At 65.6% G+C, this 13,795-nt stretch carries 12 protein-coding genes and 2 tRNA genes; 7 read left to right on the forward strand and 7 right to left on the reverse strand.

Features of this window, described 5'->3' with window-relative positions:
- Positions 1-10: 10 nt before the first annotated feature.
- Both VB716_RS07995 and ebsA read right to left on the reverse strand, forming a co-directional pair.
- Entirely contained in the window at positions 11-1,087 is a 1,077-nt protein-coding gene (locus tag VB716_RS07995; protein ID WP_197170460.1) for a phosphotransacetylase family protein, read from the reverse strand.
- Between the two features lie 50 nt (positions 1,088-1,137).
- Positions 1,138-1,518 (reverse strand): type IV pilus biogenesis protein EbsA, encoded by a 381-nt coding sequence (ebsA, locus tag VB716_RS08000; protein WP_197170459.1) that lies wholly within the window; start codon positions 1,516-1,518, stop codon positions 1,138-1,140.
- Between the two features lie 67 nt (positions 1,519-1,585).
- On the opposite strand from ebsA, the gene VB716_RS08005 reads away from it, so the two are divergent.
- Positions 1,586-2,365 carry an NAD-dependent epimerase/dehydratase family protein gene (locus tag VB716_RS08005; protein ID WP_322758592.1) on the forward strand — a complete coding sequence of 260 codons (780 nt, stop codon included), beginning with the start codon at positions 1,586-1,588 and terminating at the stop codon, positions 2,363-2,365.
- Between the two features lie 10 nt (positions 2,366-2,375).
- On the opposite strand, the gene map is transcribed toward VB716_RS08005, so the two are convergent.
- A complete protein-coding gene (map, locus tag VB716_RS08010; RefSeq protein WP_197156378.1) occupies positions 2,376-3,230 on the reverse strand; it encodes a type I methionyl aminopeptidase in 855 nt (284 codons plus the stop codon).
- Between the two features lie 65 nt (positions 3,231-3,295).
- Between map and VB716_RS08015 the strand changes: the two genes are divergently transcribed.
- The 5 genes from VB716_RS08015 (at position 3,296) to gltX (ending at position 6,795) form a co-directional block, all read left to right on the forward strand.
- Positions 3,296-3,649, forward strand: a complete 354-nt coding sequence (locus tag VB716_RS08015) for a peptidase (RefSeq protein WP_197156376.1) — start codon at positions 3,296-3,298, stop codon at positions 3,647-3,649.
- A 270-nt stretch (positions 3,650-3,919) separates the two neighbouring features.
- On the forward strand, positions 3,920-4,336 hold the full coding sequence (gene rplS / locus VB716_RS08020) for a 50S ribosomal protein L19 (protein WP_197159339.1): 417 nt from the start codon (positions 3,920-3,922) through the stop codon (positions 4,334-4,336).
- A gap of 34 nt (positions 4,337-4,370) precedes the next feature.
- A tRNA-Trp gene (locus tag VB716_RS08025) sits at positions 4,371-4,443 on the forward strand.
- A gap of 732 nt (positions 4,444-5,175) precedes the next feature.
- Positions 5,176-5,249 (forward strand) — tRNA-Asp (locus tag VB716_RS08030).
- Between the two features lie 28 nt (positions 5,250-5,277).
- The gene (gene gltX, locus VB716_RS08035; protein ID WP_323270194.1) at positions 5,278-6,795 is read left to right on the forward strand and encodes a glutamate--tRNA ligase; all 1,518 of its coding nucleotides are present in this window, start codon (positions 5,278-5,280) and stop codon (positions 6,793-6,795) included.
- A 91-nt stretch (positions 6,796-6,886) separates the two neighbouring features.
- Here the strand turns inward: gltX and VB716_RS08040 are convergent, their stop codons facing one another.
- Together VB716_RS08040 and VB716_RS08045 are read right to left on the reverse strand one after the other, a co-directional pair.
- Positions 6,887-8,167, reverse strand: a complete 1,281-nt coding sequence (locus VB716_RS08040; protein WP_197156371.1) for a cation:proton antiporter — start codon at positions 8,165-8,167, stop codon at positions 6,887-6,889.
- A gap of 21 nt (positions 8,168-8,188) precedes the next feature.
- Positions 8,189-8,431 carry a hypothetical protein gene (locus tag VB716_RS08045; protein WP_197156369.1) on the reverse strand — a complete coding sequence of 81 codons (243 nt, stop codon included), beginning with the start codon at positions 8,429-8,431 and terminating at the stop codon, positions 8,189-8,191.
- A 213-nt stretch (positions 8,432-8,644) separates the two neighbouring features.
- Here VB716_RS08045 and polA point away from each other — a divergent pair, with 213 nt between their 5' ends.
- On the forward strand, positions 8,645-11,638 hold the full coding sequence (polA, locus tag VB716_RS08050; protein ID WP_323270195.1) for a DNA polymerase I: 2,994 nt from the start codon (positions 8,645-8,647) through the stop codon (positions 11,636-11,638).
- A gap of 49 nt (positions 11,639-11,687) precedes the next feature.
- Here polA and VB716_RS08055 read toward each other — a convergent pair whose 3' ends face one another.
- Complete coding sequence (locus VB716_RS08055; RefSeq protein ID WP_197156365.1) at positions 11,688-12,434, reverse strand: hypothetical protein; 747 nt, start codon at positions 12,432-12,434, stop codon at positions 11,688-11,690.
- 70 nt (positions 12,435-12,504) lie between these two features.
- Positions 12,505-13,746 carry a type III glutamate--ammonia ligase gene (gene glnT, locus VB716_RS08060; protein ID WP_323270196.1) on the reverse strand — a complete coding sequence of 414 codons (1,242 nt, stop codon included), beginning with the start codon at positions 13,744-13,746 and terminating at the stop codon, positions 12,505-12,507.
- Positions 13,747-13,795: the final 49 nt, after the last annotated feature.

The following is a 13,795-nucleotide window of genomic DNA, read 5'->3' on the forward strand; positions in this document are numbered from 1 at the left end:
CGGGATCCGGCTACAACGCCGCTGGCAATTGCAGTCTCTCGAACAGCTGGCTGAAATCGCAGTGCTCTTCCACGAGGCGCACGGCATAGGTGGCCTTGACGGACTCATGCAACCGCACATGTCCGAATGCTCGCTCGATCACTTCCACGGTGGTGAGGGTGTCATGCTCTACCTTGAGCAGAGGCACCTCCAGTTCCTCGGCACGGTTGATCAGCTGCGGCAGGGGATCTCCGGCCCCGGTCAAGATGAGGCACTGGGTGCTGGCCTCCAGCGCCGCCAGCTGGATGTCGGTGCGGTCTGCCCCTGTCACCACGGCCATATTGCGGCGACGCCGAAAGAATTCCATGGCGGAATTCACGTTCATCGCTCCGATCGAGAGTGTTTCCACCAGCAGGTCGAGGCGATCGCGGCAGCAGAGCACGTCGGCTTCCAGGCGCCGGCCCAGCTCCTCCACGGTGACGCTGCGCAGCAGCGGACTGCGCGGCATCACCCCGTAGACCGGCATGCCCAGACGCTCCAGGGCCGGTTGCACGTCTTCGCGGACCCGCGCCACCGCCTCCAGGGACACGGCGTTCAGCACAACGCCGGCCAAGCGCTCGCCGAGCAGCTCCCTGGCCTGCAGCAGCGGATCGACGCTGCTGCTGTCGGCCCAGAGATGCACAAGCACCACGGAAGCATCAAGCCCTTCCGCAAGCTGGGGCAGGCTCAGGCCATACAGCATCCCTTCGCTCAGGCTGCCGGCGGCTTCCAGAAGGGCCAGGCCGTCTCCGAATCCGATCAGGGTCTGGTGCAGCTGCTCCAGGGCCGGATCACTGGAGAGATCGCCGCGCATCAGCCGGTCGCGGGCATTGTCCGGATCGAGGACAGCCAGCGATGGCAGCAGATGGTCGTCGTCGAGGTGCAGGGTTTGGGCAATGAAGCGGACGTCGGCATCGATCCCCGTGGCTCCCGGTTCGGGGGTGGTGGCCAGGGGCTTGCCGAAGCGGATGACCGCCCCCAGGTGCAGCAGCTGCCTGGCCAGCCCCAGAACCACGGCCGATTTGCCGCTGAAGGGTTCACAGGAGCCGATCAGCAGGGGGGTGGGCATGAAATGGCCTCGCTGACCAGAGGATTGGTGGTCAATTTAGTCATCGTGCTTCAGGCGGTTCCTGACGGAGTGCCCTGCCCGATCAGCAGCCAGCGCCAGAAATTGGCCGGCAGCACCTCACCCTCCCGTTCCATCAGCAACGACAGCAGCTGATGGGTGGGGATGTTGAAGGAGTAGGTGATCGGCTGCCCATCGGGACTGAATTGCTCAGTGAATGTGAGTGTGCAGCGGGCCGGTTCCAGAGGGGCCGGCTCCGCCTGCCAGCGGAGCACGAAGGGATGGGTGCCGCCGCCGCGCAGAGGCCGCTTGCCTTGAAATTGCCCCAGAGCCAGCTGTCGCAGTGCCTCCTCGATCAGTGACTGACGCCCGAGTCCGCCGCAGTAGGGGGCGAACAACGGCAGAAGTGCTGCGTCCAGCAGGGGGGTGGGCATCAGCCTTGAAGGGATCCGATCGTGCTGCGATCCATGCTGGCGCGAAATCCCTGCCCCGCGCCAGACCATGAGTGGCCCGTCTGCCGACCTTCCGCTCCGCAGCCGCCCCACGGTGGCCATCACAGGCGCCAGCGGCGCCCTCGGGAAGGCCCTGCTGAAGGCCTGGCACTGCCGCGGCGCCGAACTGGTGGCCCTGACCCACGGCACCACGATGCTGAAGCTCCAGGACGAGGCCGGCGAGGCGATTCCCTTACGTCAGGTCACCTGGCAGGTGGGGCAGGAGGAGGAACTGAGTCCAGTGCTGGAGAGCGTGGATGTGCTCGTGCTCAATCATGGTGTGAATCTCTACGGTGCCCGTGACAGTGCCGCAGTCGCCACCTCTCTGGAGGTCAATGCCCTGAGCAGCTGGCGTCTGCTGGAGCTGTTTGCCCAGGTTGCCGAGCGGCGCAGCGCGGTTGAACGGCAGGGGCGACACCGCCCCGAGGTGTGGCTCAACACCTCGGAAGCGGAGATCCAGCCGGCCCTCAGCCCTCTCTACGAGATCAGCAAGCGCCTTCTCGGGCAGGTGCTCAGCCTGCGGGCCCTGGATCTGGCCGGCAAGCCAGGCTCAGGTCTGCGGCTCCGCCGCCTGGTTCTCGGGCCGTTCCGCTCGGCCCTCAATCCGATCGGGCTGATGAGCAGCGGCTTTGTCGCCCGGGAGATCCTGCGCCAGGCGGACTGGGATCTGGGGCTGATCATTGTGACGCCCAATCCTCTGACCTATGTCCTGATGCCGTTGACGACCTTGAGCCGCTGGCTGTACTTCAGGTTGTTCAGTGGTCGCTCAGGGGCCCCAGCGCAGCCCTGAACGGCCTGCTTCAGAAGTCGCGGTCGGTGAGGATCTCACAGCCGTCGCTGGTCACCACGATGGTGTGCTCCCACTGGGCTGAGAGGCTCCCGTCGACGGTCACCACCGTCCAGCGGTCGCGCAGGGTGCGGCAATCCTTGCTGCCGGCATTGAGGATCGGCTCCACCGCCAGGGTCATGCCCGCCCGCAGCTTCATGTTGGGCAGATCGCGGGTGCGGTAGTTGAACACCGAGGGCTCCTCGTGCAGGTTGCGCCCGACGCCATGGCCGGTGTAGTCCTCCACCACCGCATAGCCATGCGCTTCGACGTGATCCTGCACGGCACCGGCGATGTCCAGCAGGGTGTTGCCGGCCTTGATGCGCGCCAGCCCCTGCATCAACGATTCCTGCGCAACGCGGGACAGGCGCTCGGCTGCTTCGCTGACTCCCTCACCGACGCAGATGGTGACGCAGCTGTCGCCGTGGTAGCCGTCGAAGTAGGCACCGGTGTCCACCTTGACCAGGTCGCCGGGCTTGATCACCCGCTTGGGGCTGGGGATGCCATGCACCACCTCGTTGTTGATGCTGGCGCAGATGCTGGCTGGAAAGCCGTGGTAGCCCTTGAAGCTGGGCACCGCCCCCATGGCACGGATGCGGGTCTCGGCATGGCGGTCGAGATCGGTGGTGGTCATACCCGGCTCCACCAGCTCGATGATCTCGCGCAGCACCGTGGCCACGATGCGGCTGGCCTTGCGCATGGTCTCCACCTCGCGCGCCGATTTGATCTCAACCCCGCGGCGACTCTTCTGAATCCGAGGCCCGGTCTGGGTGACCCCATTGGTGGTGGCGGCCGTGGTGCTGGCCAGCAGATCGGCGAACAGATTCATCGGGCCATGCACGAGGCGTGGTTGCAAGTTATCAATGGCGGGGATGTCACTGCCGTGGAGTAACGATGGCGGGAAGGAACCCGGCGGCCCCACGCCCCTCCCTGGTGGTGCGTCTGCGCCAGTGGCACGGCAGCCTGGCCCCGGTCGTGCTGGCGCCACTGCTGCTCACGGTGGCCAGTGGGGTGGCCTACCGCGTCCTGCGCGACTGGGCCGGCTGGGATCGGGATCGGGCTCACCTGCTGATGGTGCTGCACGAGGGCGAATGGCTGCGCCAGTGGTTCGGTCCCCATGGTGAAACCGTTTACGTGGTGCTGAATGGCCTGGGGCTGGTCTCGATGCTGCTCAGTGGTTCGGCCATGGCCTTCCAGCGCCTGCGGCGCCAATGGCAGAAGCTGCGTCAGGGCGTTGCTCAGGGCTGATGCCAGGGGGGGAGGCCCGAGGCCGACACGTGAGAAGGTAATCTCCTTGTTTGGCCAGGTGTCGCGGAGCTGGATGGCTCCCGCTACGGCACCCTTTGAATCGCAGGCTCCGGACTGCCATTCAGAGGACTCGCGGTTTCAGGCTGCGAGAGTGCCCCACGGACCTTCCGCCATCCCCCAACCTCCGGACCACCCCCGAACACCGACCAGCCCGTGACTGAGACCGCAGTGACAGAGACCGCAGAGAACCAGGCTGAAGCGACAGCCGACGTGGCGGAAACCAGCGCCGTGGCCACCCCCGCTGCCGCGGCTGGCGCCTCCACCGGCCGGCTCAGCCCCCAGGATCTGATCCGCGCCTTTGAGGCTGAGCAGCTCAAGAGCGATCTCCCCGACATCTATGTGGGCGACACTGTCAAGGTGGGTGTCCGCATCCGCGAGGGCAACAAGGAGCGTGTCCAGCCCTACGAGGGGGTTGTGATCGCGAAGCGCCACGGTGGCCTCAACTCCACGATCACCGTGCGCCGGATCTTCCAGGGCGTCGGTGTGGAGCGGGTCTTTATGCTCCACAGCCCCCAGGTCGCCTCCATCAAGGTGGAGCGCCGCGGTAAGGTTCGTCGTGCGAAGCTGTTCTATCTGCGAGACCGGGTGGGCAAGGCCACCCGTGTGAAGCAGCGCTTCGATCGCTGAGGTTCAGCCCTCGTTTCAACGGGGACATCGCCTTGCGCCGTTAGTTCAGTTGGTAGAACGCAGGTCTCCAAAACCTGATGTCGGGGGTTCAAGTCCTCCACGGCGCGTTCGATGTCCCCCCCCATGCCGTTTCGTCATCCAGAACATGGAGTTGGATCTACAGCCCGGCGATGTGGTGAAGGTGCTTGAGTCAGCTGCCCTCGGCTGGGTTCGTGCTCGTGTGATCCGTGTCAAGTCGGGTGGCCGTGTGGTTGTCCAGAGTGATCAAGGTCGTGAATTCACAGCCCGTGGTAATCAGGTGCGCCTGATTGAGCCGGCCGGTTTCAGGCCCTGACCGAGCCAAGCCTTGATGGTGGTGTAGAGATGTAGCTTGGTTGAAAGTTGTGAGTCTTCACGGCATTCGCCTTGATTCTTTCTGATCATCACTTTCAAACTTCATCTGCTTCTCGCCTTCAGGATTTCTGCTGCTGAGGTTGTCATCCTTCCTCAGCCATGCCGCCATGGCCGATTCCTCACGGACTCGGTCTTTTGGCGGTTTTGTGGTGCTGGTTGGATGGCCGTGGACCACGCCCGATCTTTCCCTTTCCAGGTCTCCGCAAGGGTGCCGCCAGGCCTGATCCGCGGCCGGTTTGGCTGCCGGCCTGCGGCGCTGCAATCGGTTGACGAATGGACGGGTGAACGCCGATACTCATTGGGTCGGAGGGCGGTAACGTCCGCCGCCACGGCCACCGCGTTCAGGTTTGATCTTCGGGTTTCAATCCAAAGGACTTTGATCCAGCGGATCTCTTCGAAGATTGTTGCTGTTGTAGGTTGCCACTGGTCGTGCTTCTGGCCCGGCTGGGACTGTAGTTCAATCGGTTAGAGCACCGCCCTGTCACGGCGGAAGTTGCGGGTTCGAGCCCCGTCAGTCCCGTTTTTGATTCATCCGGAGATCGCCGAAGGTGACGGTACGGGTTCGTCTGGCTCCCAGTCCTACCGGCACGCTGCACATCGGCACTGCGCGGACAGCCGTGTTCAACTGGCTCTTCGCCCGGCGCCAAGGTGGCCAGTTTCTGCTGCGCATCGAGGACACTGACAAGGAGCGCAGCCGGCAGGAGTACACCGACAACATCCTGGAGGGCCTGGCCTGGCTGGGTCTGGACTGGGACGGGGATCCGGTGATTCAGAGCACCCGTCTGGCGGAGCATCGGATGGCGATCGAGCAGTTGCTGGCCAGCGGCCATGCCTATCGCTGCTACGCCACCGAGGCCGAGCTGACGGCGATGCGGGAGCAGCAGGCGGCGGCCAGCAAGGCCCCCCGCTACGACAATCGCCACCGCGATCTCAGCCCCGAACAGGAGGCGGCCTTCATTGCCGAAGGCCGGGAGGCGGTGATCCGCTTCCGCATCGATGACGATGCCACGATCAGCTGGACGGATCTGGTGCGCGGTCCGATGCGCTGGGCCGGCAGTGACCTCGGCGGAGACATGGTGGTCGCCCGCAGGGCCCCGGCCGATCGGATCGGGGACCCGCTCTACAACCTGGTGGTGGTGGTAGACGATGCCGCCATGGCGATCACCCACGTGATCCGCGGCGAAGACCACATCGCCAACACGGCCAAGCAGCTGCTGCTTTACGACGCCCTGGGGTTGCCCCAGCCGGTCTTCGCCCACACGCCGCTGATCCTCAACAAGGAGGGCCGCAAGCTCTCCAAGCGCGATGGTGTCACCTCGATCAGCGACTTCCGCGGCATGGGGTATGACGCTGTCGCCCTCGCCAATTACATGACCCTGCTGGGCTGGTCGCCGCCGGAAGGCATGGGGGAACGGTTCACCCTCAGCGAAGCTGCCGCCGTGTTCGATTTCGAGCGCGTCAACAAAGCTGGCGCCCGCTTTGACTGGGACAAGCTGAACTGGCTGAACGGCCAGATCCTGCATGCCCTGCCTCCCAGCGAACTGAGAGAGCAGCTCCTGCCGCTCTGGGCCGAGCAAGGCTGGATTCCATCTGCCCAGATCGAGGCTGATCCGATCCAGTCGTCAGACCCGATCGAGTCAGATCCAATCAAGCCAGCACAGATTGCAGCGTCACAGAGTCAATCCTGGCAACAGGCGCTTTGCGAGTTGATCGGCCCCTCCCTCACCTTGCTCGCCGATGGTGTGGACCAAGCCAAACCCTTCTTCGAGCGGCCGGAGCTGGATCCAGCTGCGCGCGACCAGATCGGCTCCGCCCCAGCCCAGGCAGCCTTGGCTGCCCTGCTGGAGTCGCTGCGCGGCCATGGTGTCGAGGCCCCGCTGGAGGCGGAGCAGGCCCAGCAGCTGCTGGGCGCTGCCTGCAAGGCGGCCGATGTCAAGAAGGGAGTCCTGATGAAAAGTCTGCGGGCTGCCCTCTTGGGCAGCCTCCAGGGCCCAGACCTGCTCAGCACCTGGTTGCTGCTGCACCATGACGGCGAGGATCTTCAGCGCATCGAGCGCTGCCTGTGAGGCCCACGGCCATCCGCTGAGCCCCGATCAGCTAGCTGGCCACCTGATGGAACCTTCTTCACCCCCTGAGCAGGGGTTGCATCGACTGGCCTCAGGCTGAGGCTTCTGCGGTGGCTTTGCCGGCGTCTGCGTTGCCGCTCCGGGGGTCGCCGGCCTCAGGGCAGTCGGCCTCGGGATCGACGGGACTGATCAGCTGCAGCCGTTGGGCCAGCAGCCGGGCACTGAGTCCCTGCAGCCCGACGGTCATCAGGATCGTGAGGAAGACCAACCCCTGCAGCCGGCCTGCCCCAACCACACCCGCCTCCTCGAGACGAATGGCGAACAGGCTGGCCACGGCTGCGGTGACGATCCCTCGTGGTGCCAGCCAGCTGAGCAGGGTGCGCTGGGGCAGGGTGTACCCCATGCCCCAGGTGGCCAGGCCAATTGCCACCGGACGCACCACCACCATCAGGGCCAGCACGCAGGCCACCCCGCCCCAGCCGAGCGGGCTCAGCTCCGCCCAGCTGACATCGGCCGCCAGCAGCGGAAACAGCATCGTGATCGCCAACTGGGCCAGCTGACGAATCAGCCCGTCGAGTTCCTCCGCATTGGTATCGGGGCGGCGCCCCACCACCACTCCAGCCGCTACAGCAGCCGGCAGGCCCGATTCAGGCAACCAGTGTTCACAGGAGGAATACATCAGGAACAGCACCCCCAGGGTGAGCTGCAGCCGCAGGCCGGCCCGGGAGCTGGAGGGCAGGCGCCTCAGGGCTTCAGCCAGCAGGGCTCCACACACCAGGCCCACCACCAGCCCCACCCCGAGGCGCAGCAGCAGACCGGTGGCCACGGATCGCCAGCCCTGCAGATCGCCCAGCACCAGCTCGAGCAGGAGCAGCGCCAGCACCGCACCGATCGGTTCGAGCACCAGCCCCTCACCCTCCAGCACCTCCCCCAGGGGGGGCATCAGGCCGATCTGCCGCACCAGCGGGGTGACCACCGTGGGCCCGGTGGCCAAAACGATGGCGCTGAAGACACTGGCCAGTTGCCAGCTCAGGCCAGCCAGCCAATGGGCCGCCAGCAGGCCTCCCACCAGGGCCAGCACCAGACGCACCAGCACGATGCGCACCACGAGCCACTTGAGGGCATCGCCGGGCAGACGCAGGTTGATGCCGCCGTCGAAGAGCACCAGGCTCACCAGCAGGCCCACCACGGTCTCGAGGCCGATTCCCAGATCGAGCGGTTCGACCAATCCCAGCCCCGAGCGGCCGATCAGCAGGCCTGCAGAGAGCAGCAACACAACCCCCGGCAGACCGGTGAGCAGGGCGAGGGTCTGGGCCACGGCTCCGGAGAACACCGTGATGCCCCACAGCAAAGTCAGCTTCTCCGGAGTCATGCGGGAAGCCTCCGGTGGAGCTCAGTCATCCACCGATCCGAACTGGGGCTCGACCCGGATGCCGATCACAGCACTGGGGCGCACCACCAGGTATTCACCCTCCAGATCCCTGATCGGCACATTCACAAAGGCTTCCGGTGCGGATGCGGTGAGAACTTCGCCGTACCATTGCTGAAAGGCCTCCAGCGTGGCGAAGTGGATGACTTCGCGTTGGCCGCCGACAAGTAACAGATGAATGTCATAGCGGCGGGCGGTGCGGGCCATGGCGGCGAGTCGCAGCTGCGGTTCGGACCCAGGATGCCGCAAAGGACCGGGAAGGGCTTGCCCTCCTCTGGCAGGCTGGAGTGATCTGCAGGGTCCGACCGGCATGGCGGCATGGCATCGTTGATCGAGAAGGGCCATCCCGCTGCATCGCAGCCGTGCGCGACCGACGAGGTTGTCTCCCCTCCCGGTAGCAAGAGGCCACTTCTGCTGTTGGTGGATGGCCATTCCCTCGCTTTCCGCAGTTTCTATGCCTTCGCCAAGGGAGGTGACGGCGGCCTGGCGACCAAGGCCGGCGTGCCCACCAGCGTGACCTACGGCTTTCTCAAGGCTCTTCTTGACAACGCCCGTGGTCTGTCGCCCCAAGGGGTGGTGATTGCCTTTGACACGGCCGGCCCCACCTTTCGTCATGAGGCGGATGAGGCCTACAAGGCCCACCGGGATGAAGCCCCGGAGCACTTTTTCGAAGACCTGGCCAACCTGCAGGACATCCTCGCGGGCCCGCTCGACCTCCCCATCTGCATGGCCCCGGGGTTCGAGGCCGATGACGTGCTCGGCACCCTGGCCAATCGCGGGGCGGATGCCGGCTGGCGTGTGCGCATCCTTTCGGGCGATCGCGATCTGTTCCAACTGGTGGATGACCAGCGGGATATCGCCGTGCTGTACATGGGCGGCGGTCCTTACGTGAAGAATTCGGGTCCTGTGGAGATCCGCCGCGAGGGTGTGATCGCCAAGCTCGGTGTGCCGCCGGAGGAGGTAGTGGATCTCAAGGCTCTCACCGGCGACAGCTCCGACAACATTCCCGGCGTGAAGGGCGTGGGTCCCAAGACTGCGATCACCCTGCTCCGCGAGAACGGTGATCTCGATGGCGTCTATGCAGCCCTTGAAGCGCTTGAGGGCGCCAAAGCCAGCAAGGGCGCGATCAAGGGGGCTTTGAAGGGCAAGCTCAGCGCCGACAAGGAGAACGCCTATCGCTCCCGCATGTTGGCGGAGATCCTTGTGGACATTCCCTTGCCCAGGGAGCCGCGCCTGCGGCTGGGTCAGGTGAATGGGGAGGCTTTGGCCGGTGCCCTTGAGGAGTTGGAGCTGTTCAGCCTGATGCGCCAGGCCCCCAGCTTCAGCCTCGTTTTCTCGGCCGATGCACCGAACCCTGCTTCGGTGGCGGTGGAAGCCACGGCCGCGACAACGGCCTCCGGGGCAATGGCTGCCGTTGCAGCGGTCACCCCCGCGGCCGAGGTCAGTTCATCCCCGGCCGCGACCACTGGGGCTGGGGTGACTTCGGGTGCTGGGGAGGAAACATCCGCCCCGCCAGCTCTCAAGCCCGAGCTGATTCACAGCAACGAGCAGCTGGAGAGGCTGATCGTCCGGCTGATGGCTGCCACGGATTCTTCGGCCCCCATCGCCCTTGATACCGAAACCACCAGCCTCAATCCCTTCCAGGCTGAACTGGTGGGGATCGGGTTCTGCTGGGGGAATGGCCTGGAGGATGTCGCTTACATCCCGATCGGCCACGAGCCTCCGGATCCTGCGGCGCTGCAGGAGGCTTCACCGCTCCCCATGACCCAGCTGCCACTGGATCAGGTGCTCAGGGCGCTGGCTCCCTGGCTTGCCAGTGCCCAGCATCCCAAGACCCTGCAGAACGCCAAATACGACCGGCTGGTGTTGCTGCGGCACGGCCTGCCTCTGGCCGGGGTGGTGATGGACACGCTCCTGGCGGATTATCTCCGCGATGCCAATGCCAAACACGGTCTCGAGGCCCTGGCCCAGCGCAACTTCGGCTTCAACCCAATCGGATTTTCGGCGCTGGTGCCGAAAGGTGCCACTTTCGCCGCGGTGCCGATCGAGGCAGCTGCCTCCTACTGCGGCATGGATGTGCACTTGACCTGGAGGCTCACCGGGCTGCTGAAGCAGCAGCTGAGCGAGCTCGGGGAGGCTCTGCCCACGCTGTTGGAACAGGTGGAGCTCCCGCTCGAACCTGTGCTGGCGCTGATGGAAGCCACAGGCATCCGCATTGACAGCACCTATCTGAGCAGCCTGAGTCAGGAGCTCGCCGACGCTCTGGCCAGCCTGGAGCAGCGAGCGAAGCAAGCCGCAGGCGTTGAGTTCAACCTCGCGTCACCCAAACAGCTGGGTGAGCTGCTGTTCGACACCCTGGGTCTTGACCGCAAGAAATCGCGGAGGACCAAAACCGGCTGGAGCACCGACGCAGCCGTTCTGGAAAAGCTGGAAGATGCCCATCCGGTCGTACCGCTTGTGCTGGAGCACCGCACCCTCAGCAAGCTCAAGAGCACCTACGTGGATGCGCTCCCGGCCCTGGTTGAGCCTGAAACCGGTCGGGTACATACGGATTTCAACCAGGCCGTGACCGCCACCGGGCGGCTCTCGAGCAGCAATCCCAACCTGCAGAACATCCCAATCCGCACCGAGTTCAGTCGCCGGATTCGCAAGGCGTTTCTGCCCCAGGAGGGCTGGCAGCTGATCAGCGCCGATTACTCCCAGATCGAGCTGCGCATCCTCACCCACCTCTCGGGCGAGGAGGTGCTGCTGCAGGCCTACCGCAGTGGCGACGATGTGCATGCCCTCACCGCCAGGTTGCTGCTCGAGAAGGAGGAGGTCACTCCTGAAGAGCGCCGCCTCGGCAAGACGATCAACTTCGGGGTGATCTACGGCATGGGTGCCCAGCGATTCGCGCGCGAGACCGGCGTCAGCCAGGCCGTCGCCAAGGAGTTCCTGAGCAAGTACAAGCAGCGCTACCCGAAGGTGTTCGCCTTCCTGGAGTTGCAGGAACGGCTGGCTCTCTCCCGTGGCTATGTGGAAACGATCCTGGGCCGCCGACGGCCCTTCGCCTTTGATCCCCATGGGCTGGGGCGCTTGCTCGGCAAGGATCCGCTTTCGATCGACCTCGCGGTGGCCCATCGTGGCGGTCTGGAAGCCCAGCAGTTGCGGGCGGCTGCCAACGCACCGATTCAGGGCTCTTCGGCAGACATCATCAAGCTGGCGATGATTCAATTGCAGAGAGAGCTGCAGAGCCGCTCCCTGGCGGCTCGGCTTCTGCTGCAGGTTCACGATGAACTGGTGCTCGAAAGTGCCCCGGAGGCGGTGGAGGAGGTGCTGGCACTGACCCGTCGCACAATGGAAGGGGCCGTGAGGCTCTCGGTTCCGCTGAGGGTGGAGACCGGTGTGGGACCCAACTGGATGGAGGCGAAGTAGGGCCAATGCCCGTGCTTCGCTCGCATGTCTGGGTTGACGTGAGCGTTGCTCAGGGTGCCGCTGGTTTTGGTGCTGAGGTTTTGGGGGGCGCCGCTTTCGGTGCTGCTGGCTGCGGTGTGGAGGTTTTCGGGGCAGCAGTCTTCGGCACCGCAGGCTTCGGGGTCGTCGTCTTCGGTGCTGCTGACCTGGGGGCCGCATTGTCCGTCCCGGCTGACTGGCCAGCCGGGGGCGGGGTGGCTGGGGTTGAGGCCGGGGTGACGTTGGCGCAGAGGTTGGCCATCATTTCGTCCTCACCGCCCAGGGTGGTGGATTCGCCGCGGGAGAAGGGCAGCCGCCAGGTCTCCCAGGGGCTCTCACCCACCCGGCGGGTAAGTTTGAGGGTGTCACAATGAACGGCCACGCTGCCGGTCACAGGCGGGTCGCCGCACGAAACGCCCGTAGTGCGCACATTGCCCTCGGCCAGCCGCCAGCCGGCCCAGTCGTAGCGGCAGGCGCCAAAGACACGCCAGCGGGGTGCCTTGAGACTGCGGATTTTCTCCAGCAATGCCTTTTCGCGGGCTCCAGGTGCCTCGCCGTTGTCTGAGGCGGGGGCTGGTTCAGTGGCGGCGGGAGCCGGCGCAGCGGCACCACCACCCGGTTGGGCCTCCACCGCTGCAACGCCTCCCGGCTGCAGAGCCAGTTCCAGGGGCAGCAGCAGCGCCAGCAGCGGAACAGCCCCCAGACGCCAGGCCTGAAGGCGGGGTGGTGCGGGATCAGCTCCGGAGGGAGTGGCTGTGTGTGGGGTCGTCGTCGCCATGGGCCTCAGGCCTGCATTGCCTTGGTCTCAAGCCTGAAGCATGGCGGCCCTGCTTGCCAACCGGAACGGATCAGGCCGGTTGCAGGGCCTCGTACGCCGTGCAGAACGCTTCACCGAGCGCCTCACGCAGGATCCTGTCCTGCCGGAAGGCATCACGGGCTTCGGCCAGGCTGGATGGCAGGCGTGCCGCCTGATCGGCGGACGGTGGGGTGGCATCGGTGTCGGCATCGCTGCGCGGGCCGGGATCGAGCTGGCGCGCGATGCCATCCAGGCCGGCGGCCAGCGCCCCGGCCTGCAGCAGATATGGATTGGTGGCACCATCGGGCAGGCGCAGCTCCAGCCGTTGATCGTCTGGAATCCGCACCATGTGGGTGCGGTTGTTGCCGCCGTAGCTGATCCAGCCCGGCGACCAGTTGGAGCCGGAGGCGGTGTTGGTGCGGGCCAGCCGCCGATAGCTGGCAGAGATGGGATTGGTGAGGGCGCAGAGGGCGGGCGCATGGGCCAGCAACCCGCCCAGAAAGTGATACGCCAGCTTCGACAGGCCCAGGGGCCCCGCACCATCGTGGAACAGGTTGCGACCCTGATCGTCCCAGAGGGAGCAATGGAGATGGGCACCGTTGCCGGTGAGCTCGGCGACCGGCTTGGGGGCGAAGCTCACCCAGCGGCCGTAGCGCTCCGCCACCGCCTGGGCCATCACTCGGAAGAAGGCGTGGCGGTCCGCCGTGATCAGGGCATCGGCGAAGGTCCAGTTGATCTCGAACTGACCGTTGGCATCTTCGTGGTCGGCCTGGTACGGGCCCCAGCCCAGGGTTTCCATGCCATCGAGCAGTTCACTGATCAGCGGATAGTTGCGCATCAGGGCAAGTTGGTCGTAGCAGGGTTTGCTCTGCTGATCGTGGCGATCGGCGATCACTCCCCGTTCCGGGTCGAGCAGGAAGAACTCAGGTTCCACGCCGGTGCGGAAATGCAGACCCTGGGCCGCCGCCCGTTCCAGCTGGCGCTGCAGCACCCGCCGTGGCGATTGCTCCAGCGGGATTCCCTCCACCACCAGATCGGTGGCGACCCAGGCCACAGTCGGCTGCCAGGGCAGCACCATCAAGCTGGCGGGATCCGGGATGGCCAGCACATCCGGATCGGCCGGGCTCATGTGCAGCCAGGCAGCAAAGCCCGCGAAGCCGGCACCGCTGTCGGCCATCGCCGCCGCCGCCGTGGCCGGCACCAGCTTGGCCCGTTGCACCCCGAACAGATCGCAGAAGGAGAACAGGACATGACGCAGGTTGTGGTCGGCGGCGTAGCGAGCCAGGTCGGTCATGCGGGGGCTCAACGGTGAAGAGGTGGGTCGAAGTCGGGGTGAGTGGAGA

Origin of the sequence: Synechococcus sp. CCY9201 (assembly GCF_034931105.1) — a bacterium.
Lineage (GTDB): Bacteria > Cyanobacteriota > Cyanobacteriia > PCC-6307 > Cyanobiaceae > CBW1002.

What these genes read in the sequence shown, in the direction of transcription:
- VB716_RS07995 (WP_197170460.1), bottom strand. Translation starts at nt 1,087, where the DNA reads ATGCCCACCCCCCTGCTGATCGGCTCCTGTGAACCCTTCAGCGGCAAA.
- ebsA (WP_197170459.1), bottom strand. Translation starts at nt 1,518, where the DNA reads ATGCCCACCCCCCTGCTGGACGCAGCACTTCTGCCGTTGTTCGCCCCC.
- VB716_RS08005 (WP_322758592.1), top strand. Translation starts at nt 1,586, where the DNA reads ATGAGTGGCCCGTCTGCCGACCTTCCGCTCCGCAGCCGCCCCACGGTG.
- map (WP_197156378.1), bottom strand. Translation starts at nt 3,230, where the DNA reads ATGAATCTGTTCGCCGATCTGCTGGCCAGCACCACGGCCGCCACCACC.
- VB716_RS08015 (WP_197156376.1), top strand. Translation starts at nt 3,296, where the DNA reads ATGGCGGGAAGGAACCCGGCGGCCCCACGCCCCTCCCTGGTGGTGCGT.
- VB716_RS08040 (WP_197156371.1), bottom strand. Translation starts at nt 8,167, where the DNA reads ATGACTCCGGAGAAGCTGACTTTGCTGTGGGGCATCACGGTGTTCTCC.
- VB716_RS08045 (WP_197156369.1), bottom strand. Translation starts at nt 8,431, where the DNA reads ATGGCCCGCACCGCCCGCCGCTATGACATTCATCTGTTACTTGTCGGC.
- VB716_RS08055 (WP_197156365.1), bottom strand. Translation starts at nt 12,434, where the DNA reads ATGGCGACGACGACCCCACACACAGCCACTCCCTCCGGAGCTGATCCC.
- glnT (WP_323270196.1), bottom strand. Translation starts at nt 13,746, where the DNA reads ATGACCGACCTGGCTCGCTACGCCGCCGACCACAACCTGCGTCATGTC.